This window comes from Geodermatophilus sp. YIM 151500 (assembly GCF_025716945.1).
Taxonomy (GTDB): Bacteria; Actinomycetota; Actinomycetes; order Mycobacteriales; family Geodermatophilaceae; genus YIM-151500.
The window spans coordinates 12,164-34,518 of sequence record NZ_JAOVZT010000001.1 but is presented as its reverse complement, the minus strand read 5'-3'; the positions used below and the strand labels follow the sequence as shown (position 1 = coordinate 34,518).

Below are 22,355 nucleotides of genomic sequence, written 5' to 3'. Positions count from 1 at the left end.
ATGCTCTTCCGCGTCCTGGGTCCGCTCGAGGTCGAGGTGGCGGCCGAGCGGATCCCGCTCCCGGGCAGCCGGTCGCGCGCGCTGCTCGTGGCCCTGCTCCTCCAGCCCGGCACCGCCGTCCCGGTGTCCCGGCTGGTCGACGCGCTGTGGCCGGACCAGCCGCCGGACGACCCGGTCAACGCGCTGCACCAGGTGGTGCGCCGGCTGCGGGCCCGGCTCGGCCCGCTCGGGCACCTCGTGCGCACCCGGTCACCGGGGTACGAGCTGGCCGTCGAGCCGAGCGCGGTCGACGCGGAGCGGTTCGAGGCGGGCTGCCGGGAGGCCCGGCGACTGGTGCCCGCGGACCCGGCGGGGGCGGTCGCCCGGCTCGACGAGGCGCTCGCGCTGTGGCGGGGCCCGGCCTTCGGCGAGTTCGCCGAGGCGTTCGCGCGTGGCCGGGCCGTGCGGATGGAGGAGCTGCGGACCGCGGCGCAGGAGGACCGCGCCGCGCTGCTGCTGGAGTCCGGTGCGGTGGGCGAGGCGATCGGGGCCGCCCGCGAGCTGGTGGCCCGCGAGCCGCTGCGGTCCCGGCCGGTCGAGGTCCTGATGCGGGCACTGGAGGCCGACCGGCGGCCGGCCGAGGCGCTCGAGGCCTTCCGCCGCCACCGGGCGGCGCTGGCCGACGAGCTGGGCATGGACCCGTCGGCCTCGCTCCGCGAGCTCCAGACGCGCATCCTGCGCGGGGACGGCGGGTCCGCGTCGTCGCGGCCGCCGCCCCGGCCGGGGACGACGCCGGCGCCGACGCCGCCGACCGCCGCGCGGGCGCTGCCCTGGCGGCCGGGGGAGCTCCTGGGCCGGGCGGAGGACCGCGCCCTGCTGCGGTCGTGCCTGGCCGAGCAGCGGCTGGTCACGGTGGTCGGCCCGGGCGGCGTGGGCAAGACCCGGCTGGTGCTCGAGGTGGCGCACGAGCTGGCCGCCGACGGCCGGCGGGTCTGGTGGGTCGACCTGTCGGCGGTGACCGGCCAGCGGCTGGCCGACGCCGTGGCGGAGGCGGCCGGGACCGAGCGTCCGCACGGCCCCGATCCGGCCGCGGGCCTGGCCGCCGCGCTGGCCGGGCACCGCGGCGTCCTCGTCCTGGACAACGCGGAGACCGTGCTCGAGCCGCTGGCCCCGCTCGTGGAGCGGCTGCTCGCCGCCGCGCCGGAGCTCACGCTGGTGGCCACCAGCCGCGAGCGCCTGGCCGCGGCGGGCGAGCACGTGCACGTGCTCGCGCCGCTGCCGCTGCCCGCGGGACCCGACCGGGACAACCCGGCCGTCCGGTTGTTCGTGGCGCGCGCGCCCGGCCTGGAGGTCGACCGGCTCTCCGACGAGGACCTCGACCTGGTGGTGGCCACCTGCCGCCGCCTCGACGGCCTGCCGCTGGCGATCGAGATCGGCGCGGCCCGCGCCCCCGCGCTCGGCCTGCGGGAGTTCGCCGACCGGCTCGGTTCGGGCCTCGACCTGCTCACCGGCGGACGGCGGACGGCGGCCGCGCGGCACCGGTCGGTCCGGGCCGTGGTCGACTGGTCGTTCGGCCTGCTGGGCGACGCCGAGGCGCGGCTGCTCGTGCGCCTCGGCGTCTTCCCGGGCTCCTTCCCGCTCGACCGGGTCGAGGCCGTGTGCGCCGACGACGGGCTCCCGCTCCCGTCGGTCGGTCCGCTGCTCGCGCGCCTGGTCGAGCAGTCGCTGGTCCAGGCGGGGGAGGGCCGGTTCTGGCTGCTGGAGACATTGCGGACCTACACGCGGGAGCGGCTCGACCCGGCCGAGAGGCACGCCCTGCGGGCCCGCCACGCCTGCGACGTCGCCCGCCGGCTGGCCGGGCTGACGCCGCTGCTGACCGGCCCGGACGAGCCGGCGGCGGTGGCCGCGATCGCCGCCCTCGGCCCCGACCTGCACGCCGCCTGGTCTTTCGCCGCCGAGCACGACCAGCCGCTGGCCGTCCGCCTGGCCGCCGACGTGATGCCCTACGCCTACCTCCGGCAGCGCCTCGACCTGCTCGACTGGGGCCTCGCGGTGGCGGGGTGGGAAGTCGAGCACCCGCGGCTGCCCGACGCGCTCGCCGCCGCCGCGGCGGCGTCCTGGGCGGTCGGCGACGTCACCCGGGCCGGCGAGCTGGCCCGCCGGGGCGTGGCGGCGGCCGGGGGGTTCGACGCGCCCGCCGCGGCGCGAGCGGTCAACCAGGTCGCCTGCGAGGCGATGTTCCGGCACCGGGCCGAGGCCGTCGACCTGTTCCGGCGCAGCGCGACGCTGCACCGGGCGGCCGGCGAGGAGGTCGACGGGCTGCTCGAGGACATCTCGGCGTACCAGGCGCTCACCTACGTCGGAGGCGCGGCGGACGCGGCTGCGGCCCTGCCGGCGCTGGTGGAGCGGGCCCGGGCGACCGGCAACCCCACGGCGTCGAGCTGGGCCTGCTTCGTGCTCGGCGAGGCCGAGGCGCAGCGCGACCCCGGCCGGGCGCTCGCTGCCTACGAGTCGGCCGTCCGGCACGGCACCCCGGCCGACAACCGGCTGTTCGTCATGCTCGCGCGCACCTCCGCCGTCGCCCTGACGGCCCGGGAGGGGACGGACGCCGCGGCCGTTCGGCAGTTCGCGCAGGTGCTCGACGCGTGGGAGGACCTCGGCAACGAGTTCTCCCAGTGGTGGGTGCTGCTGCACCTCGCGGTCCTCCTCGCCCGGCTCGGGGCCGAGCGGGACGCGGCGCTGCTCGCCGGCGCCGTCCTGGCCAACCTCGAGCGGCTCCCCGAACTCGGGCGGGAGATGGCGGCGCTGGACGAGGCCTGCGCCGCCCTCCGGCGCGGCCTCGGGCCGGCGGCGACCGACGCCGGCCTCGCCGCGGGCGCCGGGATGCCCGTCGCGGCGGCGGTCGCGCACGCCCGGGCCGCCATCCACCGCGCGTCCGGTCCGGCGCCGGGCGGTCGGGCCGGCGGTTGACCGGACGCCGTCCGGGCTAGGTCCCGGCGGTGGCGGGGACCGAGCTGACCGGCCGGCTGCGCTTCGACGGGTGGATCGCCGGCCTCGGGACGACCTCGGGCACCCGGGTCGTCGTCGGGCACTGGCCGCGCTCGCCGTTCGGGCCCGTGTCCGACGTGATGCTGCAGCGACCCGACGGGCACCGGCTGCTGCTCGCGCCGCGGCCGGAGGTGGCCGACTTCATCGCGTCGACCTACGTCTTCGACGAGGTCCGGCTGGTCGACGTCGCGGTCGACCGGCCCGACGGCGCCACGTGGGCCGTCACCGCCGGACCGCTGCGGCTGGCGTTCCGCACGGGCCGGCGGCCGCCGCTGGGCCGGCTGCTGCGCGCCGTGCCGGCCCGCCTGGCCCGGTGGCCGCCGTGGATCGGCCTGCTCGACCGGCCGGCCCGCGCCCTCACCGGCCTGCGCACCACCGGCTCGGCCGGGAGCGGGCGGACCGAGTGGTACGGCGTGCAGGACCTGCACGCCGTCACCGGCCTCCGGGCGACCTGGGACGGCGCGTCCCTCGGCGCGCTCGCCCCGGTCCGGCCGCCGGTGACCTTCGGTTTCGGCTCGGTGCCGCCGCGGCCCGGCGTCGTCCGGGTGACGACGACGGTCCTGGTGCCCTGATCGAGCCCGCTCCGGTGCCGCCCCGATGCCGCGGGGACCGGGTTGCGAGACTGGGGCGGCGCCCCGGGCCGCGCACGGTGATCCGGTCCGGATCGCCGACCCCACCACCCCGCGACCCCACCACCCGGGACCCCACCACCCGGGATACCACCGCCCCGTCACCCGTGCCGCCAGGAGAGCGCCCATGCCCCGTCGTCCCGTGCCGCGTGCGCTGCTGGCACTCACCCTCTGCGCCCTGCTGACCGCCTGCGGCGGCGACGACCCCGGCGGCTCCGCCTCGGGCACCGCCGGGGCGCCCACCACCGCCGGCACCCCGGACACCGCGTCCCCCGGCGGCGGTGGGGGCGCGGCGTGCGAGACCCGCGAGCCGACGGCGGCGCCGGGCGGGGAGGTCTCCACCGACCTGGCCGTGGCGCCCGACGTGCCGCCCTCCGACGCCCCGCCGCCGTGCGACCTCGTGGTCAGCGACGTCGTGGTCGGGGACGGCGCCGAGGCGGTGGCCGGGTCGACCGTGGCCGTCAAGTACGTGGGTGGGTTCTACGAGACCGGGGAGGAGTTCGACTCCTCCTGGAGCCGCGGACCCGAGGAGACCTTGCCGGTCACCCTCGGCGCGGGGCAGGTCATCCCCGGTTTCGAGCAGGCCATCACCGGCATGCGGGTCGGCGGCCGCCGGCAGGTCACCATCCCGAGCGACCTCGCCTACGGCGAGGAGGGCGTGGGTCCGATCCCCGGCGGCGCGACGCTCACCTTCGTCCTCGACCTCGTGGAGGTCGGCGCGTGACCGGGGCACCCCCGACGACGGCGCGGCCGCCCCGGTCTTGCGGTCGGACGAGCGCGCGGTCGAGCATGGGCCGACCGCGGGACGACGTCCGCCCGCGGGTCGACCGCGAGGGGGGTCCGTGACCGAGCAGCGGCGGGACGCGTCGGACGACTACGGCTACGACCTGGTCCACGAGGAGGTCGGCGGGAGCGCGCCGCCGCCGGCGCCCGGCCGCGGGCGGCCCGAGGCGGCGTCGCCGTCCGGCTCCCCGGCCGACACCGGGGGCGACTACGGCTACGACGAGGCCCACGACTTCTGACGAGGCCGGAGAGCGGCCGCTCTGGTAGGACTGCGCCCGTGCGGACGGCGGAGCTGCGGCAACGCTTCGCCGGCGGCGACGTCGCCCGCCTGGCGACCGTCCGCCCCGACGGGTGGCCGCACGTCGTCGTCGTCGTGTTCGCCGTCGTCGGCGAGACGGTGTTCACCGCCGTGGACCGCAAGCCCAAGCGCACGACCCGGTTGCAGCGGCTGGAGAACCTCCGGCACGAGCCCCGGTGCTCGCTGCTGGTCGACCACTACGAGGACGACTGGACCCGGCTGTGGTGGGTGCGGGCCGACGGCCGGGCCGACGTCGTCGACGAGCCACCCGCGTCGCACCCGGGCCTGAGCGCCCTGGCCGACCGGCACCCCCCGTACCGCACCGACCCGCCGCACGGACCGCTCATCGCGGTGCGCGTCGAGCGGTGGAGCGGCTGGACCGCGACACCCTGACCACCCCGCCCTGACCACCCCGCCCTTCCCACCCCTCGGAGGCTCCACGTGCAGATCGGCATCGGCATCCCGAACAGCGTCCGGGGGACCACCGGCGCCCAGCTGCTGGAGTGGGCTCGGCGCGCCGACGCCGCCGGCTTCTCCAGCCTGGCCACGATCGGCGCGGTGTCCTACCCGTCGTACGAGGAGCTGACCGTCTTCGCCGCGGCGGCCGCGGTGACCGAGCGGGTCCGCTTCTTCCCCAACGTGCTGATCGCACCGGCGCGGAGCACGGCCGAGCTGGCCAAGCAGGCGGCCACGGTGCAGGAGATCAGCGGCGGGCGGCTCACGATGGGCCTGGGCGTCGGCTGGCGGGAGAGCGACTACGCGCTCACCGGCCGGGACTTCACCGCGCGCGGTCGGCTGTTCGACGAGCAACTGGCCGGGCTGCGCCGGGCATGGGCAGGGGAGGCGCTGGTCGAGGGCGCCCGCCCGGCCGCCCCGCCCACGGCCGGCGTGCCGCTGTTGATCGGTGGGTCGGGCGACGCGGCGGTCCGCCGCGTCGTCGAGCACGGCGCCGGCTACACCGCGGGCGGCACGCCGCCGGAGGTCACCGCCCCCATGCTCGAGCGGGTGCGGGCGGCCTGGCGGGACGCCGGCCGGGAGGGGACGCCGCGGTTCGCGGCGCTGGCGTACTTCTCCCTGGGCGACACCGAGCAGCGCTCGCGCGAGTACCTGCTCGACTACTACCAGCCCATGGGCGACATGGCCGGGACGATCGCCGGCAGCGCGCTGCGCACGCCGGAGGCGATCCGGGGAGCGATCGCCGCCTTCGCCGACATCGGCGTCGACGAGCTCGTGCTGGATGCGACCGTCTCCGACCCCGAGCAGGTCGACCTGCTCGCCGAGGTCGCCCTCACCTGAGCGAGCGCCGGCGCGCCGCCCGGCCGGAGCGTGTGCGCCGGCGCCCGCCTCGTACGGCCGGCGGTCAGCGCTGCGCCGGCTCCTCCGCGCCGAGCAGCCGGCGCAGCTCGGCGACGTGCCCGCGGGCGGGCACGTCGTACAGGGCGTGTGCGACCCGCCCGTCCTCGTCGAGGACGAACGTCGACCGGATGGTCCCGATGACGCGCCGGTCGTCGACGGTCTTCTCGCCCCAGGTGCCGTAGGCCTCGTGCACCGCGTGGTCGCGGTCGGCCAGCAGGGGGAAGGGCAGCGACTGCTCGTCGCGGAAGCGTGCCAGGTCCTCCGGAGCGTCGGGGGAGATGCCGACCACCGCATAGCCCGCGGCCGACAGCGAGCCCAGGTTGTCGCGGAAGTCGCAGGCCTGGGCCGTGCAGCCGGGCGTCCCGGCCGCCGGGTAGAAGTAGACCACCGCCCTGCGGTGCCGCAGCTCCGCGCTGGAGACCGACGTCCCGTCGGCGGTGGGCAGGACGAACGGGGGAGCGGGGTCGCCCGGGGCGAGGCGGGTCATGAGCCGGGGTCCTCTCGGTGTTCGGAGCGGCTGCGGGGGTCCCGCCGGCCGGCGGGACCCCCGCAGCGGAGGGCGGTGCGGTCAGTGCAGCCGGTGTGTCAGTGCGTCGTCGGGCGGCGCGGTGGCGCCGCGCGATCCGGGGTGGGCGGGCCGGACGGCGCCTCCGCGGCGGGGGAGCCCTCGGTGGAGGTCCGCGACCGGCCGACGGCGGGCGGCTCGTTGTCCCTGGTGTCGTAGGTCGTGCCGGGTGCCGGCGCCTCGGCGAACACGGGGCCCTCGGTGGTCTCCTTGCGCCCGACGATGTTGAACAGGGCGTTGAGCAGGACCGCGGCGATCGCGGCGGCGCTGATCCCGGACTCGAAGACGACCTGGAACCAGGTCGGGAACCCCTCGTAGAACTCCGGCACCGCGATCGGCACCACACCCAGGCCCAGCGCGATGGCGACGATGACGATGTTGGCGTTGCCGTCGTAGTCCACCTTGCCGAGCGTGCGGACGCCGCTGGCCGCCACGGTGCCGAACAGCGCCAGCCCGGCACCGCCGAGGACCGGCAGGGGGACGACGGCCGCGAAGGCGCCGAGCACCGGGAACAGACCCAGCACGATCAGGATGACGCCGCCGACGGCGACGACGAAGCGGCTGCGGATGCCGGTGATGGCGACCAGCCCGACGTTCTGGGCGAAGGCGCTCACCGGCAGGCCGTTGAAGACGCCGGCCACGGACGTCGACAGCATGTCCGCGCGCAGACCGCCGGTCACGGTGGCCCGGTCGGCCGGCCGGCCCACGATCTCGCCGATCGCCAGGATGTCGGCCGTCGTCTCGGTCATGATCACCAGCATCACGACGAACATCGAGACGATCGCGCCGACCGCGAAGATCGGCAGGCCGAAGTGGAAGGGCTCGGTGAGCTGGAAGCCCTGCGCCTCGGTGATGCGGCCCAGGTCGGTCTTGCCCAGCGGGATCGCGACCAGCGTGCCGAGCACCAGGCCGAGCAGGATCGCGACCCGGCTGAAGAAGCCCGGCAGGAAGCGGTAGATCAGCACGATGATCAGCAGCGTCAGGCCGGCCAGGCCGATGTTGCCCGGCTCCCCGAAGTCCTCGGCCCCGGCCCCGCCGCTGGCCCAGCGGACGGCGACGGGCAGCAGCGACACCCCGATGACGGTGATGACGGTCCCGGTCACGACCGGCGGGAAGAAGCGCAGCAGCTTGGTGAACACCGGCGCGAGCAGGAAGGCCGCCGCCCCGGCGACGATGACCGCGCCGAAGACCGTGCGCAGCCCCGTCTCACCGCCCTCGGTCGTGCCGATGGCGAGCATGGTCGCGACGGCGGCGAAACTGGTGCCCTGCACGATCGGCAGCCGGGCGCCGATCTTCCAGACGCCGATCGACTGCAGCAGCGTGGCCACGCCGGAGATCAGCAGGCCCGCGGAGATCAGGAAGGTGACGTCGGCGACGGGCAGTTCCAGCGCCGTGCCGAGGATGAGCGGGACGGCGATGACGCCGGCGTACATGCTCAGCACGTGCTGCAGGCCGAACAGGGTCATGCGGGGGAGCGGCAGGACCTCGTCGACCGGGTGGGCCGCGTCGGACCCGGCGGATTTGCGACGGAACACGGGGAGACCTCTCTCGGGTATCAGTCGGGGTCCGGGCGGCTCACCAGCCCTGGCCGGGGTCGAAGGCGGGGCCGGGGTCCGCGGCGTCCTCCCGCCGGACGGTGCCCTCGATGAGCCCGTAGGGACGGTCGTCGGCGTGGAAGACCTCGTTGGGGTTGTCCAGCCCGAACGGGCCGAGGTCGATCACGAAGTGGTGCTTGTTCGGCAGGGAGAAGCGGACCTCGGCCACGCTGGGCACGGCGTCGAGCACCGCGCCGCCCATCTCGAACAGGGTCTGCTGCAGCGCGAGGCTGTGCGACTGGGCGAAGGCCTCGCACATCGCCGCCCGGGCGCTGTCGAACGACTTCGACCAGTCGACGTCGTCCGCGGTGTGCCACCACTGGGCGGACACCGACGTGGCCATCACCCGGTCGGTCGTCGGCTTGAGCGTCGTGTACTTGTCCTGGTAGAAGCCCCAGAACTCCGAGTCGGTGCTCTTGAGCACGGTGAGGTCGCGCAGCCCGGAGACGATCCAGGCCCGCCCGTCGGCGTAGGTGACCGTCGCGGTGCGGGTGTACTGACCGGCGCGGACGAAGGCGTGCGGGTGCGGAGCGCCGCCCGCGTCCAGCCGCTGCCACGGGTAGGCCTCGAGCTTGACCCGGGCCCGGGAGACCTGGGGGACGTCCTCGACGAAGTGGCGGGCCAGCGCCAGGCCGTACGACTCCGGCTGGCGCGCGGCCTCGCCGTGCTCCTTGGCGAACGCGTTGACGGTGTTCTTGACCGCGTCGGTGGTGAGCACCTTGGCGTTGTCGCCGGTCAGGTGGGTGTCCGTGAGGTCGCCGGACAGCGCGGCGCTGACGTTGTAGTCGACGATCTCGTGCGGGTCGGTGTCCCGGTAGATGCGGACGACGCGGGTCTCGGCCTTGCCGTACTGGTTGTGCCCCAAGACGTGGGCCATCGGATTCAGCTCCCTCGGTAGGTGGAGTAGGCGAACGGGCTGAGCAGGAGGGGGACGTGGTAGTGGCGGTCCTCGGTGACCCGGAAGACGATCGACACCTCGGGGTAGAAGCCGGGTGCGCCCGCCGCCCAGGCGTCGGTGTCGAAGGTGAGCCGGTACACCGCCGGCTCCAGCGCCGCGGGGGCCAGGTCGCGGATGCGGCCGTCGCCGTCGGTCGTGCCCCCCGCGAGAGACGTCCAGCCGTCGGCGCCGGTGCGCTGCTCGAGCAGCACGGGCATGCCCTCGGCGGGGGTGCCGGTCACGGCGTCGAGGACGTGCGTGGACAGGGTGCTCACGACTCCAGCAGCCTCTCCACGCGCAGCCGCGTGATCTGGGCGAGCTGGTCGACGACCTCGCGTCGTTCGTCCGCCGGGTCGTTGCCGAGGCGGCGGCGGAGCTCGGCCAGCATCTCGGCGGGGGACCGGCCGGCCGCGCGGATCAGGAAGACGTGCCCGAAGCGCTGCTCGTAGGCGAGGTTGCCCTCGACGAGCGCGTCCCGGGTGGCCGCGTCGGCGTCGGACACCGACGCCTGCTCCTGGCGGGACCAGCGGGCCTCGGTGCTCTCCCCGCCCGCGCGGTCCCCGATCCGAGGGTGGCCGTCCAGAGCCGCGTCCAGCTCGCGGTCGTCCAACGCGCGGCACGCGTCCTCCGCGGCGTCGAGCAGTTCGGCGCGGGTCCGGTACGGCCGGCCGGACTGCACGCGGGTGACCCAGGCAGGGCTGGCGCAGCAGGCGTGCAGGGCGGCGCCGGCGGTGTCGTCGTCCCAGGTGTGGAAGCGGTCGAGCGCCGCGTCCTCGGTCTCGAGTGAGCGCATGGGCAGATCCTCAGTTCCGCATCGCGGGAGGTGCTTTTCGTAGAGTGAAAGCTAGATGTGCGGTCGGCCACACGTCAAGACCTTGACGCGGTTTGGTATACCAGACCTGTCACTACGCACGCCAGCGTCGGCCGCACGCGAGTGCGGACGGCGCCCGTGCGGTGAACGGATGCCGCGAGGAGGAGCCATGGCCGTCCCGGGTCCCGGGTACTCGATCACCCTGCGCGTCGAGACGAAGCCGGCCAGCGACGCGACCGCCCATCTCTCCCGGGTGGTCGCCGACGCCGGTGGGTCGCTGACCGCCCTCGACGTCGCCGAGTCCTCGCACGACCGGCTGGTCGTCGACCTCTCCTGCGACGCGAGCGACGTGGCCCACGCCGAGGCGATCACGGAGGCCATCCGCCGTCTGCCGGGCTTTGTGGTGCGGAAGGTGTCGGACCGGACGTTCCTCATGCACCTCGGCGGCAAGATCGAGGTGACGTCCAAGGTCCCGCTGCGGCACCGGGACGACCTCTCCCGCGCGTACACGCCCGGGGTGGCCCGGATCTGCGAGGCGATCGCGGAGAACCCCGAGGACGCCCGCCGGCTGACCATCAAGCGGAACACCGTCGCGATCGTGACCGACGGGTCCGCGGTGCTCGGGCTCGGCGACATCGGGCCGGCGGCGGCGCTGCCGGTGATGGAGGGCAAGGCCGCGCTGTTCAAGCGCTTCGCCGACGTCGACGCCTGGCCGGTGTGCCTCGACACGCAGGACACCGACCAGATCGTCGAGATCGTCCGCTGCCTGGCGCCGGTCTACGGCGGGGTGAACCTCGAGGACATCGCCGCGCCCCGCTGCTTCGAGATCGAGCGGCGGCTGCGCGAGGTGCTCGACATCCCGGTGTTCCACGACGACCAGCACGGGACGGCGATCGTCGTCCTCGCCGCGCTGACCAACGCGCTCAAGGTCGTGGGCAAGGACATCGCCGACGTCCGGATCGTGGTGTCCGGGGTGGGCGCCGCCGGCAGCGCCATCGTCCGGCTGCTGCTCGCGCAGGGCGCGCGGCACATCGTCGCCTGCGACCGCCGCGGCGCGCTGGAGCGGGCGCCCGAGGGCGACACGATGCGGCAGTGGATCCTCGAGCACACCAACCCCGAGGGGGTCCGGGGACCGCTGGTCGAGGTCCTCCGCGGCGCCGACGTCTTCATCGGCGTCTCCGCGCCCGACCTGCTGACCGGCGCGGACGTCGCCACGATGGCGCCCCGCGCGGTGGTGTTCGCCCTTGCCAACCCGGTGCCCGAGGTGCCCTACGAGGCGGCCGCCGAGCACGCCGCCGTGGTGGCGACGGGGCGCAGCGACTTCCCCAACCAGATCAACAACGTGCTCGCCTTCCCCGGCTTCTTCCGCGGCCTGCTCGACGCCGGGACCCGGCACATCGACGACGCCATGCTCATCGCCGCGGCGATCGCGATCGCCGACGCGGTCGGTCCCGACCAGCTCAACGTCGACTACGTCGTCCCCAGCGTCTTCGACGCCGCGGTGGCACCCGCGGTCGCCACCGCGGTCAGCGCGGTGGCCCGGCAGCAGCCGGGATGAGCGGCACCGGCCTCGACACCGGGCACGACGTCCCCCGTCCCCTCCGCACGGAAGAGAGCAGCGCGACCATGACCCGTGTGACCGAGCACCTCGCCGGCAGCCCTGCCGGCAGCCCTGCCGGCAGCCCGACCGGCAGCCCTGCCGACAGCCCTGCCGGCAGCCTCGCCGACCTGCTCGACGAGCGGCTGGCCGCCGCCGACGAGCAGCTCCGCCGGCACTACCCGGGGGACGACGGCAGCCGCCAGCCGGTGCACACGGTCTACGTGCCCGCCGACCGGTGCTCGGCCGCCGTCACGCGGGACTGGGGCCGTGCGGCCCTGGACCTGCTGGACGAGCACGCGCCCGACGCGGCCGCGCTGGCCGGCGCCGTCGGCCTTCCGGCGGACGCGGTGCGGGACGTGCACGACCGCGTGCGGGAGAAGCTGCGCCGGGAGCCGGTCGAGGACCTGCGCGTGGACTTCGAGGACGGCTACGGGCACCGCCCGGACGAGGAGGAGGACGCTGCGGCCGCCGACGTCGCGGTCGCCCTGGCGGGGATGGCGCGGGTCGAGGGTCGACCGCCGTACCTGGGCATCCGGTTCAAGAGCTTCGAGGCGCCGACCCGCCGGCGCGGCCTGCGCACGCTGGACCTCGTCGTCGGCGGGCTGGTCGCTGCGGGCGGCCTCCCGGAGGGCTTCCTGCTGACCCTGCCCAAGGTCACGTCGGTGGACCAGGTGGCGGCCATGGTCGAGGTGTGCGCCCGGATGGAGCAGGCGTACGGCCTGCCGGTCGGCCGGCTGCGCTTCGAGGTGCAGGTGGAGACGCCGCAGGCGGTGCTGGCCGCGGACGGCACCGCCACGGTGGCCCGCATGATCGCCGCGTCGGCGGGCCGGTGCACCGGCCTGCACTACGGCACCTTCGACTACAGCGCGGCGCTGGGCATCGCGGCGGCGCACCAGAGCCTGGAGCACCCCGCGGCCGACCACGCCAAGGCCGTCCTGCAGGTGGCCGCCGCCGGCACGGGTGTGCGCGTCTCCGACGGCTCGACCAACGTCGTGCCGGTGGGCGGGCGAGCCGCGGTGCACGGCGCCTGGCGGCTGCACGCCCGGTTGGTCACGCGGTCGCTGGAGCGCGGCTTCTACCAGGGGTGGGACATGCACCCCGGGCACCTGCCGACCCGGTACCTGGCCACCTACGCCTTCTTCCGCGGCGCGCTCCCGGCGGCCGGTGCCCGCATCCGCGCCTACCTGGAGCGCGCCGAGGGCGAGGTGATGGACGAGCCGGCCACCGCCCAGGCCCTCGCCGGCGCGGTGCTGCGCGGGATCGACTGCGGCGCGGTCGGCGAGGCGGAGGCGGCCGCCGCGACCGGCGTGGAGCGGCACCGCCTCGAGGTGCTGGCCCGCCGGCGCCCGCCGGCCTGACCGGTCCCCCCGGGGGGCCGTGTTCCGCCCCGGGAGGGCTTGCATTTTGGTATACCAAACCGCTAGGCTTCGTATACCAAATCCAACCGCCGCAGGAGAGCCGCCGCTGATGTCGTCCCCTCGCTACGCCGTCAACCTGTCGATCCTCTTCACCGAGCTCCCGCTGCCCGAGCGGCCCGCCGCCGCCCGCGAGGCGGGCTTCGAGGCCGTCGAGTTCTGGTGGCCGTTCGGCGAGGCCGTCCCGTCGGACGGCGACGTCGACGCGTTCGTCCGGTCGGTCGAGGACGCCGGCGTCGCGCTGATCGGGCTGAACTTCGCCGCCGGTGACATGCCCGGCGGGGACCGGGGGCTGGTCTCCTGGCCGGCGCGGTCTGCGGAGTTCCGGGACAACGTCGACGTCACCGTCGGCATCGGCGAGCGGCTCGGCTGCCGCGCGTTCAACGCGCTGTACGGCAACCGGGTCGACGGGGCGACGCCCGAGGCGCAGGACGAGCTCGCCGTCGAGAACCTGGCGATCGCCGGGCGCGCGGCCGCTCGTATCGGCGGCACCGTGCTGGTCGAGCCGGTCAGCGGGGCCCCGCGCTACCCGCTGCTGACCGCCGCGGACGTGGTCGGCGTCATCGACCGCGTCCGCCTGGAGACCGGCGTCCAGAGCCTCGGGTTCCTCTGCGACCTGTACCACCTGGCCGTCAACGGCGACGACCTCGACGCGGTGATCGCCCGGCACGCCGACCGGGTCGCGCACGTGCAGATCGCGGACGCGCCCGGGCGCCACGAGCCGGGCACCGGCGAGCTGGACCTCGACGGCTACCTCGGCAAGCTGCGGGCCGCCGGCTACGACGGCTGGGTGGCCCTGGAGTACAAGCCGCAGGCCGGCACCGTCGAGGGGCTGGGCTGGCTGCCCCGCGACCGGCGCTCGGCCACTCCCTGACCGGCCCTGACCGCACGACCACACCACCACTGGAGGAGCTGCCATGACCACCGTCGCCGTCATCGGGCTGGGGATCATGGGCGGGCCGATGGCCGCCAACCTGCTCACCGCGGGCCTCGACGTCGTCGGCTACAACCGCACCCGCGAGAAGGTCGACCAGCTCGTCGAGCGCGGCGGCCGCGGAGCCGACGACGTCGCCGACGCCGTGCGCGACGCCGACATCGTGCTCACAATGCTGCCCGACTCGCCGGACGTCGAGGGCGTGGTGCTCGGCGAGGGCGGCGTCCTGGACTCGGCCAAGGCCGGCACGCTGCTGGTCGACGCGAGCACCATCCGGCCCGACGTGTCGGTGCGGCTGGCCGAGGCCGCGCGCGCCCGCGGGATGCGCGCCGTCGACGCACCGGTGTCGGGCGGGGAGGCGGGCGCCGTCGAGGGCACCCTGTCGATCATGGTCGGCGGCGAGCCGGCCGACGTCGAGGCCGCCCGCCCGGTGCTCGAGGCCGTCGGCTCCACCGTCGTCCACGTCGGCCCGGCCGGGTCCGGGCAGACCGTCAAGGCCGCCAACCAGCTCATCGTCGCCGGCACCATCGAGCTCGTCGCCGAGGCCCTGGTCTTCCTCGAGGCGCACGGCGTCGACACCGAGGCCGCCATCAAGGTCCTCGCGGGCGGGCTGGCGGGCAACCGCATCCTCGACCGCAAGGCGGCCGGCATGACCGCCCGCGAGTTCACCCCGGGGTTCCGCGTCGACCTGCACCACAAGGACCTCGGGATCGTGACCAGCGCCGCGCGCGAGGCCGGCGTGGCCATCCCGGTCGGCGCCCTCGTCGCCCAGCTCATGGGGTCGCTGCGGGCCCAGGGCCACGGGTCGCTCGACCACTCCGCGCTGCTGCTGCTCGTCGAGCAGCTGTCCGGCCGCCGCGGCGGCTGATCCACGGGACGCCGACCGCCGGCGTCCTCCCCGGACCTCCCACCCAGCACCCGCCCGAGCCGGGCGGCACCCGAACGGAGAACCCCATGCCCCGGATGCGGGCGATCGAAGCCGCCGTCCAGATCCTGGTCCGCGAGGGCGTCACGCACGCCTTCGGCCTGCCGGGCGCGGCCATCAACCCCTTCTACGGCGCGCTGCGCACGAACGGCGCCATCCAGCACGTCCTGGCCCGGCACGTCGAGGGCGCCTCGCACATGGCCGAGGGCTACACCCGGGCGAAGGCCGGCAACATCGGCGTCTGCGTCGGCACCTCCGGGCCGGCGGGCACCGACATGATCACCGGGCTGTACTCGGCGTCGGCCGACTCCATCCCGATCCTGTGCATCACCGGCCAGGCGCCCGTGGCCCGGCTGCACAAGGAGGACTTCCAGGCCGTCGACATCGCCGCGATCGCCCGGCCGGTCACCAAGATGGCGATGACGGTGCTCGAGCCGGCGCAGGTGCCCGGCGCGTTCCAGCAGGCCTTCCACCTGATGCGGTCGGGCCGACCGGGGCCGGTGCTCCTCGACCTGCCCTTCGACGTCCAGATGGCCGAGATCGAGTTCGACGTCGACGCCTACGAGCCGCTGCCGGTCTACAAGCCGCGCGCGACCCGCGCCCAGGCGGAGAAGGCCCTCGACCTGCTCGCCGCGGCCGAGCGGCCGCTGATCGTCGCCGGCGGCGGCATCATCAACGCCGACGCCGCCGACCTCCTCGTGGAGTTCGCCGAGCTCACCGGCGTCCCGGTGATCCCGACGCTGATGGGCTGGGGCGCGATCCCCGACGACCACCCGCTGATGGCCGGCATGGTCGGCCTGCAGACCGCGCACCGGTACGGCAACGCCACCCTGCTGGAGTCGGACTTCGTGCTCGGCATCGGCAACCGGTGGGCCAACCGGCACACCGGCGGCCTGGACACCTACCGGCGCGGCCGCACCTTCGTGCACGTCGACGTCGAGCCGACGCAGATCGGGCGGGTCTTCGCCCCCGACCTCGGCATCGTGTCCGACGCGAGGGCGGCCCTCGAGCAGTTCGTGGCGGTGGCCCGCGAGCGCCGGGCGGCCGGGCAGCTGCCCGACCGTGCCGCCTGGGTGCGGTCGTGCCAGCAGCGCAAGCACGACATGCTGCGCCGGACGCACTTCGAGGAGACGCCGATCAAGCCGCAGCGGGTGTACGAGGAGATGAACCGGGCCTTCGGCAAGGACACCCGCTACGTCAGCACGATCGGCCTGTCCCAGATCGCCGGCGGGCAGTTCCTGCACGTCTACCGTCCCCGGCACTGGATCAACTGCGGCCAGGCCGGCCCGCTCGGCTGGACCATCCCCGCCGCGCTGGGCGTCTGCGTCGCCGACCCCGAGGCCAACGTCGTGGCGTTGTCGGGCGACTACGACTTCCAGTTCATGATCGAGGAGCTGGCCGTCGGCGCCCAGTTCCAGCTGCCCTACGTGCACGTGCTGGTGAACAACAGCTACCTGGGGCTGATCCGGCAGGCGCAGCGGGCCTTCGACATGGACTACTGCGTGCAGCTGGGCTTCGAGAACCAGAACTCGCCGGAGCTGCAGGGGTACGGGGTCGACCACGTCAAGGTGGCCGAGGGCCTGGGCTGCAAGGCGCTCCGGGTCACCGAGCCGGAGGAGATCCAGCCGGCCTTCGACGAGGCCAAGAAGCTGATGGCCCAGCACCGGGTGCCTGTGGTCGTGGAGATCATCCTCGAGCGGGTCACCAACATCTCGATGGGCACCGAGCTCGACGGCATCGTGGAGTTCGAGGAGCTCGCCGACCGCCGCGAGCTGGCGCCGACCGCGGTCAGCGTGCTCGACCTCGACCACATGCAGTACCTGGACTAGAAGGACCCCCTCGCCCCCCACCCCTCGCAGGCTCGGGGCGGGACCCTGCGAGGGGGCCCCGTCCTCCCCACCCCTCGCAGGCTCGGGGCGGGACCCGGGACGGGGCCGCCCTCGCCCCCCATAGCTCGCAGGCTCGCGACGGGACCCTGCGAGAGGGTCGCTCCAGCGGCTCACCAGCCTCGACCAGACGAGGAGCACACATGCGGGTCGTCGTCGCGCCGGACAAGTTCAAGGGCAGCCTCGGGGCGGCCGACGTGGCCGCCCGGGTGGCCGCCGGCCTGCGCTCGGTCGCCCCGGGCACCGACGTCCGGCAGATCCCCGTGGCCGACGGCGGCGAGGGCACGCTGGCCGCCGCCGAGGCCGCCGGCTTCCGCCGGGTGCCGGTCCGGGTGACCGGGCCCACCGGCCGGCCGCTGGACAGCGCCCTGGCGGTCCGGGACCGGACGGCGGTCGTCGAGATGGCGGCCGCCTCCGGCCTGGCCGTGCTCCCCGGCGGACGACGGGCGCCGCTCGAGGCCTCCAGCCTCGGCACCGGCGAGCTCGTGCGGGCCGCGCTCGACCGCGGCTGCACCGAGGTCGTGCTCGGCATCGGCGGCAGCGCGTGCACCGACGGCGGCGCCGGCCTGCTGGTCGGCCTCGGCGCGCGGCTGCTCGACGCCGACGGTGTCCCGTTGCCCCCCGGCGGCGGCGCGCTCGCCCGGCTCGCGCGGGTCGAGCTCGACGGACTGGACGCCCGCCTGCGCGGCACGCGCGTCGTCCTGGCCACCGACGTGGACAACCCGCTGCTCGGCGAGCGCGGTGCGGCCGCCGTCTACGGGCCGCAGAAGGGGGCCACGGCCGCGGACGTCGCCGTCCTGGAGGCCGGGCTGCGCCGCTGGGTCGACGCCCTGGGCGCCGTCCTCGGTCCGGTGGCGGCGGAGGCGGCCGAGCGGCCGGGCGCCGGCGCGGCGGGCGGGCTCGGGCACGCCTGCCTGGCCGTGCTCGGGGCGGTGCGCCGTCCGGGCATCGAGGTCGTCCTCGACCTGACCACCTTCGCCGACCTGTTGCCCGGCGCGGTGCTGGTCGTCACGGGGGAGGGATCGCTCGACGCGCAGACGCTGCACGGCAAGGCGCCGGCCGGTGTGGCCGCGGCGGCCCGGGCGGCCGGTGTGCCGGTCGTCGCCGTCGCCGGGCGGTGCCTGCTCGACGCGGCCGCGCTGCGCGCGGCGGGCATCGACGCCGCCTACGCGCTGACCGACCTGGAGAGCGACGTCGGCCGGTGCATGCAGCACGCCGGCCCGCTGCTCGAGCGGCTCGGGGCGCGCATCGCCCGCGACCGGGGACTCGGCGCGCCGGACCGACCGACCCTCTCGGGAGCGGCGGCGCGAGGAGGCCCGGCGTGACCGCCGTCCGGGCGCCGCGCCCGGGACGGGGGACTGGGAAGCTGTCGTCGAGGAGGGTGCCGTGACCGAGTTCGACCTCGTCGTCCGCGCCGCGCGAGCGGTCACGGGCGACGGCGAGGAGGGCCTCTGCGTCGGCGTGCGCGACGGGCGCATCGCGGCGGTCGCGCCGCGCGACGCGGAGCTGACGGGCGCGCGGGTGGTCGACCTCGCCCCCGACGAGGTGCTGCTGCCCGGGCTCGTCGACACCCACGTGCACGTCAACGAGCCCGGCCGCACCGAGTGGGAGGGCTTCGAGACGGCGACCCGGGCGGCCGCCGCCGGCGGCGTCACGACGATCGTCGACATGCCGCTCAACAGCATCCCGCCGACCGTGGACGTCGCCGCCCTCGAGACCAAGCGGAAGGCCGCCGACGGCAAGTGCGCCGTGGACGTCGGCTTCTGGGGCGGCGCGGTGCCGGGCAACATCGGGGAGCTGCGCGGGCTGCACGAGGCCGGCGTCTTCGGGTTCAAGTGCTTCCTGCTCGACTCCGGCGTCGAGGAGTTCCCCCCGCTGTCGCCGGCCGAGCTCGAGCACTACCTCGCCGAGGTGGCCTCCTTCGGCGGCCTGATGATCGTGCACGCCGAGGACGCCGGCGAGATCGAGCGGGCGCCGCACCGCGGCGGCGGTCGCTACGGCGACTTCTTGCGGTCGCGGCCGCCCAGCGCCGAGTCCCGCGCCGTCGAGACCGTGCTGCAGGCCGCCCGCCGGACCGGGGCGCGCACCCACGTGCTCCACCTGTCCAGCGCCGACGCGCTGCCGGCGCTGCGCGCGGCGCGGGCCGAGGGCCTGCCGGTCACCGTCGAGACCTGCCCGCACTACCTGTCCTTCGACGCCGAGACGATCGGCGAGGGCGCCACCCAGTTCAAGTGCTGCCCGCCGATCCGCGAGGCGGCCAACCGCGAGCTCCTATGGGACGCGCTCGTGGCCGGCGACATCGACTGCGTGGTGTCGGACCACTCGCCGTCGACCGCTGAGCTCAAGCTGCTGGACGTCGGCGACTTCGAGCGCGCGTGGGGCGGGGTCAGCTCGCTGCAGATCGGCCTTCCGGCGATGTGGTCCGGCGCGCGGGCCCGCGGCCGGACCCTGGCCGACGTCGTCCGGTGGATGGCCGAGGGCCCCGCCCGGCTGGCCGGCCTGCGGACCAAGGGCCGGCTCGCGGTCGGCTGCGACGCCGACTTCTGCGTCTTCGCGCCGGACGAGGCCTTCGTCGTCGACCCCGCGCGGCTGCACCACCGCAACCCCGTGACGCCCTACGCCGGGCGCCGGCTCGACGGCGTCGTCCGCAGCACCTGGCTGCGCGGCCGCCCCGTCGACGCCGCCGATCCGCACGGCCGGTTCCTCGTGCGGGGTGCCGCGTGAGCAACCGGGCCCGCACCCGCTCCGAGCCGCTCGAACGGCTCCCGCCGGAAGGACGACCAGCGTGACCGCGACCAGGAGCCCGTACTACGCCCCCCGCGGCGGCTTGCCGGGGCAGACCGAGCTCACCACCGACCGGGCCCGGTTCACCGAGGCCTACGCCGTCCTGCCCAAGGGGACGATGACCGACATCGTCACCAGCAACCTGCCGTTCTGGCAGGGGACGCGGCTGTGGGTGATCGCCCGGCCGCTGTCGGGCTTCGCCGAGACCTTCTCCCAGTACATCGTGGAGGTGTCGCCGGGCGGTGGCAGCGACCGCCCGGAGACCGATCCGGCCGCGGAGGCGGTGCTGTTCGTCGTCGAGGGCACGCTGCGCCTGACCATCGGCGACGCCGCGCACACCCTCGAGCCGGGGGGATACGCCTTCCTCCCGCCCGCGGCGACCTGGACGCTGCGCAACGAGAGCGCCGAGCCGGCCCGGTTCCACTGGATCCGCAAGGCCTACCAGCGGGTCGACGGCGTCGACGTGCCCGAGGCGTTCGTGACGAACGAGGGCGACGTCGAACCGATCCCGATGCCCGACACCCGCGGCGCCTGGACGACGACCCGCTTCGTCGACCAGACCGACGTCCGGCACGACATGCACGTCAACATCGTCAACTTCGAGCCCGGCGGCGTGATCCCGTTCCCGGAGACGCACGTGATGGAGCACGGCCTGTACGTGCTCGAGGGCAAGGCGGTGTACCTGCTCAACCAGGATTGGGTCGAGGTCGAGGCCGGTGACTTCATGTGGCTGCGGGCCTTCTGCCCGCAGGCCTGCTACGCCGGTGGACCCGGTCGCTTCCGCTACCTGCTCTACAAGGACGTCAACCGGCACATGCCGCTGAGCCGGCAGCTCGTCTGACGGTGAGGCCGCGGACTCCCGATGGACCGTCGGCACCCCGTCGGGGCCCCCGCCACCGCGTTCCGCGCACCGCGGCGGGCATCAGCCGCCGCTCTCGTCCGCCGACCGGCGGAGGAGGTACTCCGCCAGGACGACGGCGTTGTTGTGCTCCCGGTCGGCGGCGGCGAAGAGCAGCAGGACCGCGCCGCTGCGGGCGGCATCGCGCAGCGGCAGCCAGGCCTCGGGGTGCTCGTCCAGCTCGGCCGCGTATCGGCGCCGGAACTCCTCCCAGCGGGCGACGTCGTGCCCGAACCACCGTCGCAGCTCGCCGCTGGGGGCCACGTCCCGGAGCCAACCGCTGAGCGGCAGGCTGTCCTTGGCCACACCGCGTGGCCAGAGCCGGTCGACGAGGTACCGGCGTCCCCGGTCACCGGGCCGGACGTCGCGGACGTGCACCGCCCGGATCGTCATCCGGGCCGGCCTGGTGCGGGCCGGCCCGGTGCGGGCCGGCCCGGTCCGGGGCGGTCCGGTCCGGGGTGGTCCGGTCCGGGGTGGTCCGGTCCGAGGCGGCCCCGCGCCGCGCACGTCGGGCACCGGATGACCGTCGACCGGTCGGGGATGGCGCCGCACTCCGGGCAGACCAGCGGAGCGGCACAGGGCTGCTCACCGCCCTGGTCGGCCGGGACCACCGCCCGGCGGTCCCCGACGACCTCCGGTCCTCTCCGCGCGGGTTCGTGGACCACGACGTCCTCCTCCGTCCTGCCGACCCGGCAGGTCGGCCCGGTCCCGTCCGTACCCGGTCCGGCGCGGGCAACCGGGACGGTACCGGCGACGCGCGCGGCCGGGACCCCCTCCTGGAGGCGGTGCCCTGCCCCCTCCGGGCGGTGCTCTGCCCCCTCCGGGCGGTGCCCTGCCCCCTCCGGGCGGTGCCCTGCCCCCTCCGGGCGGTGCTCTGCGTGCCGCACGGGACGCCCGGCGTGGCGACGGAGGACGATGTCGCTGTGAGCACGACTGCGGCGGCGGTGGACGCGACGGAGCCGGTGGACGCGACGGAGCCGGGGGCCAGGGAGGCGGTGGAGGCGGTGGAGGCGATGGAGCCGGCGGAGGCGGTGGAGGCGACGGAGCCGGTGGAGGCGCTGGCGACCGTCGGCGGGCTCCCGCTGCGCGACGTCGTCCGGGAGAAGATGCGGACGCGCATCGCCGAGGGCGCGTGGGTCCCGGGCACCCGGCTCGTCGAGCGCGACCTGGCCGAGGAGTTCGGCGTCTCCCGGGTGCCCGTCCGCGAGGCGCTGCGCGCGCTGGAGAGCGAGGGGTTCGTCGAGCTGCTGCCGCGACGCGGCGCCGTGGTGCGCGACCTGACGCGGTCGGTCGTCGCCGACCTGTTCGACATCCGCCAGGTGCTCGAGGCGCTCGTGGCCCGGCTCGTCGCCGAGCGCGTCGACGAGGAGGGGCTGGCCCGGCTGCGCACCGTCGTCGAGGACGGGCGGCGCGCGGTCGAGGCCGGCGACCACACGCGGTGCGGGACGGCCAACACCGCCTTCCACGAGACCCTGCTCCAGCTGACCGGCAACGACTCGCTGCGCTCCGTGCTCGAGCCGGTGACCGGCCGGCTGCGCTGGTTGTTCCGCCAGACGACCGACCACGAACGGGTGCAGACCGAGCACGAGCAGCTCTACGCGGCGCTCGCGTCGCGTGACGCGGAGCTGGCCGCCGCCGTGGCGCTGGCGCACGTGCGCGCGAGCCGGCACATGGTGCTCGACGGCATGCCCGACTGAGCCGGCCACCTCCGACGGACCCCGCTTTCGGTATACCGAGCTGATCCCTGGCGTCGACCCGGTGCGGAGCGGACCGGTGTACGGCGGGGATGACGGAAGAGTTGGTATACCAGACTCTTGACCCAGGACTCGGCCGGCCCTATGGTCTCCGTGTGGTCCGGCTCACACCCGCGATGCGGGGAGCGGCCGGGCGAACGACCCGACCGCGGCTCGAG

General features: G+C 75.6%; 21 protein-coding genes. 15 read left to right on the top strand and 6 right to left on the bottom strand.

The genetic code is table 11. From position 1 onward, the window contains the following. From OF117_RS00155 to OF117_RS00130, 6 genes are all read left to right on the top strand, one after another. On the top strand, positions 1 to 2,949 hold the full coding sequence (locus OF117_RS00155) for a BTAD domain-containing putative transcriptional regulator (RefSeq protein ID WP_263550756.1): 2,949 nt from the start codon (positions 1 to 3) through the stop codon (positions 2,947 to 2,949). A 29-nt stretch (positions 2,950 to 2,978) separates the two neighbouring features. Next, a complete protein-coding gene (locus OF117_RS00150; RefSeq protein ID WP_263550755.1) occupies positions 2,979 to 3,599 on the top strand; it encodes a hypothetical protein in 621 nt (206 codons plus the stop codon). 184 nt (positions 3,600 to 3,783) lie between these two features. After that, complete coding sequence (locus OF117_RS00145; protein ID WP_263550754.1) at positions 3,784 to 4,380, top strand: FKBP-type peptidyl-prolyl cis-trans isomerase; 597 nt, start codon at positions 3,784 to 3,786, stop codon at positions 4,378 to 4,380. A gap of 118 nt (positions 4,381 to 4,498) precedes the next feature. Further along, positions 4,499 to 4,678: a hypothetical protein gene (locus tag OF117_RS00140; protein ID WP_263550753.1), complete on the top strand. Its 180-nt coding sequence runs from the start codon at positions 4,499 to 4,501 to the stop codon at positions 4,676 to 4,678. A gap of 38 nt (positions 4,679 to 4,716) precedes the next feature. Further along, positions 4,717 to 5,130 carry a TIGR03668 family PPOX class F420-dependent oxidoreductase gene (locus tag OF117_RS00135; protein ID WP_263550752.1) on the top strand — a complete coding sequence of 138 codons (414 nt, stop codon included), beginning with the start codon at positions 4,717 to 4,719 and terminating at the stop codon, positions 5,128 to 5,130. 48 nt (positions 5,131 to 5,178) lie between these two features. Further along, positions 5,179 to 6,033 (top strand): LLM class flavin-dependent oxidoreductase, encoded by an 855-nt coding sequence (locus tag OF117_RS00130; RefSeq protein WP_263550751.1) that lies wholly within the window; start codon positions 5,179 to 5,181, stop codon positions 6,031 to 6,033. Positions 6,034 to 6,097: 64 nt separating this feature from the next. Here the strand turns inward: OF117_RS00130 and OF117_RS00125 are convergent, their stop codons facing one another. The 5 genes from OF117_RS00125 to uraD form a co-directional block, all read right to left on the bottom strand. Continuing rightward, a complete protein-coding gene (locus OF117_RS00125) occupies positions 6,098 to 6,580 on the bottom strand; it encodes a peroxiredoxin (RefSeq protein ID WP_263550750.1) in 483 nt (160 codons plus the stop codon). A 98-nt stretch (positions 6,581 to 6,678) separates the two neighbouring features. After that, a complete protein-coding gene (locus OF117_RS00120) occupies positions 6,679 to 8,193 on the bottom strand; it encodes a nucleobase:cation symporter-2 family protein (RefSeq protein ID WP_263550749.1) in 1,515 nt (504 codons plus the stop codon). A 40-nt stretch (positions 8,194 to 8,233) separates the two neighbouring features. Further along, positions 8,234 to 9,130 (bottom strand): factor-independent urate hydroxylase, encoded by an 897-nt coding sequence (gene pucL, locus OF117_RS00115; protein ID WP_263550748.1) that lies wholly within the window; start codon positions 9,128 to 9,130, stop codon positions 8,234 to 8,236. Between the two features lie 5 nt (positions 9,131 to 9,135). Next, positions 9,136 to 9,465 carry a hydroxyisourate hydrolase gene (gene uraH / locus OF117_RS00110; protein WP_263550747.1) on the bottom strand — a complete coding sequence of 110 codons (330 nt, stop codon included), beginning with the start codon at positions 9,463 to 9,465 and terminating at the stop codon, positions 9,136 to 9,138. Continuing rightward, positions 9,462 to 9,983 (bottom strand): 2-oxo-4-hydroxy-4-carboxy-5-ureidoimidazoline decarboxylase, encoded by a 522-nt coding sequence (gene uraD, locus OF117_RS00105; RefSeq protein ID WP_263550746.1) that lies wholly within the window; start codon positions 9,981 to 9,983, stop codon positions 9,462 to 9,464. Before uraD ends, uraH begins: the two co-directional genes overlap by 4 nt. 187 nt (positions 9,984 to 10,170) lie before the next feature. On the opposite strand from uraD, the gene OF117_RS00100 reads away from it, so the two are divergent. The 8 genes from OF117_RS00100 (at position 10,171) to OF117_RS00065 (ending at position 20,386) form a co-directional block, all read left to right on the top strand. Next, positions 10,171 to 11,559, top strand: a complete 1,389-nt coding sequence (locus OF117_RS00100) for an NAD-dependent malic enzyme (protein WP_263550745.1) — start codon at positions 10,171 to 10,173, stop codon at positions 11,557 to 11,559. Between the two features lie 68 nt (positions 11,560 to 11,627). Beyond that, on the top strand, positions 11,628 to 12,959 hold the full coding sequence (locus OF117_RS00095; protein WP_263550744.1) for an HpcH/HpaI aldolase/citrate lyase family protein: 1,332 nt from the start codon (positions 11,628 to 11,630) through the stop codon (positions 12,957 to 12,959). Between the two features lie 109 nt (positions 12,960 to 13,068). Continuing rightward, positions 13,069 to 13,890, top strand: coding sequence for a hydroxypyruvate isomerase family protein (locus OF117_RS00090; protein WP_263550743.1), 822 nt, complete (start codon positions 13,069 to 13,071; stop codon positions 13,888 to 13,890). 43 nt (positions 13,891 to 13,933) lie between these two features. Then, positions 13,934 to 14,818 (top strand): 2-hydroxy-3-oxopropionate reductase, encoded by an 885-nt coding sequence (locus OF117_RS00085; protein ID WP_263550742.1) that lies wholly within the window; start codon positions 13,934 to 13,936, stop codon positions 14,816 to 14,818. A gap of 86 nt (positions 14,819 to 14,904) precedes the next feature. Further along, a complete protein-coding gene (gcl, locus tag OF117_RS00080) occupies positions 14,905 to 16,704 on the top strand; it encodes a glyoxylate carboligase (RefSeq protein WP_263550741.1) in 1,800 nt (599 codons plus the stop codon). A 200-nt stretch (positions 16,705 to 16,904) separates the two neighbouring features. Then, entirely contained in the window at positions 16,905 to 18,086 is a 1,182-nt protein-coding gene (locus OF117_RS00075; RefSeq protein WP_263550740.1) for a glycerate kinase, read from the top strand. A 61-nt stretch (positions 18,087 to 18,147) separates the two neighbouring features. Further along, positions 18,148 to 19,485: an allantoinase AllB gene (gene allB, locus OF117_RS00070; protein ID WP_263550739.1), complete on the top strand. Its 1,338-nt coding sequence runs from the start codon at positions 18,148 to 18,150 to the stop codon at positions 19,483 to 19,485. Positions 19,486 to 19,546: 61 nt separating this feature from the next. Next, the gene (locus tag OF117_RS00065) at positions 19,547 to 20,386 is read left to right on the top strand and encodes a bifunctional allantoicase/(S)-ureidoglycine aminohydrolase (RefSeq protein WP_263550738.1); all 840 of its coding nucleotides are present in this window, start codon (positions 19,547 to 19,549) and stop codon (positions 20,384 to 20,386) included. 81 nt (positions 20,387 to 20,467) lie between these two features. On the opposite strand, the gene OF117_RS00060 is transcribed toward OF117_RS00065, so the two are convergent. Further along, positions 20,468 to 20,836: a DUF488 domain-containing protein gene (locus OF117_RS00060; RefSeq protein WP_263550737.1), complete on the bottom strand. Its 369-nt coding sequence runs from the start codon at positions 20,834 to 20,836 to the stop codon at positions 20,468 to 20,470. Between the two features lie 530 nt (positions 20,837 to 21,366). On the opposite strand from OF117_RS00060, the gene OF117_RS00055 reads away from it, so the two are divergent. Then, entirely contained in the window at positions 21,367 to 22,140 is a 774-nt protein-coding gene (locus OF117_RS00055) for a GntR family transcriptional regulator (RefSeq protein WP_263550736.1), read from the top strand. The last annotated feature ends 215 nt before the right edge of the window (positions 22,141 to 22,355 follow it).

Excerpts from the sequence above, each read along its gene's own strand:
- OF117_RS00085 (WP_263550742.1), top strand. The coding sequence starts at position 13,934 with ATGACCACCGTCGCCGTCATCGGGCTGGGGATCATGGGCGGGCCGATG.
- OF117_RS00095 (WP_263550744.1), top strand. The coding sequence starts at position 11,628 with ATGACCCGTGTGACCGAGCACCTCGCCGGCAGCCCTGCCGGCAGCCCT.
- gcl (WP_263550741.1), top strand. The coding sequence starts at position 14,905 with ATGCCCCGGATGCGGGCGATCGAAGCCGCCGTCCAGATCCTGGTCCGC.
- OF117_RS00145 (WP_263550754.1), top strand. The coding sequence starts at position 3,784 with ATGCCCCGTCGTCCCGTGCCGCGTGCGCTGCTGGCACTCACCCTCTGC.
- OF117_RS00100 (WP_263550745.1), top strand. The coding sequence starts at position 10,171 with ATGGCCGTCCCGGGTCCCGGGTACTCGATCACCCTGCGCGTCGAGACG.
- OF117_RS00155 (WP_263550756.1), top strand. The coding sequence starts at position 1 with ATGCTCTTCCGCGTCCTGGGTCCGCTCGAGGTCGAGGTGGCGGCCGAG.
- OF117_RS00060 (WP_263550737.1), bottom strand. The coding sequence starts at position 20,836 with ATGACGATCCGGGCGGTGCACGTCCGCGACGTCCGGCCCGGTGACCGG.
- OF117_RS00125 (WP_263550750.1), bottom strand. The coding sequence starts at position 6,580 with ATGACCCGCCTCGCCCCGGGCGACCCCGCTCCCCCGTTCGTCCTGCCC.
- uraD (WP_263550746.1), bottom strand. The coding sequence starts at position 9,983 with ATGCGCTCACTCGAGACCGAGGACGCGGCGCTCGACCGCTTCCACACC.
- pucL (WP_263550748.1), bottom strand. The coding sequence starts at position 9,130 with ATGGCCCACGTCTTGGGGCACAACCAGTACGGCAAGGCCGAGACCCGC.
- OF117_RS00090 (WP_263550743.1), top strand. The coding sequence starts at position 13,069 with ATGTCGTCCCCTCGCTACGCCGTCAACCTGTCGATCCTCTTCACCGAG.
- OF117_RS00075 (WP_263550740.1), top strand. The coding sequence starts at position 16,905 with ATGCGGGTCGTCGTCGCGCCGGACAAGTTCAAGGGCAGCCTCGGGGCG.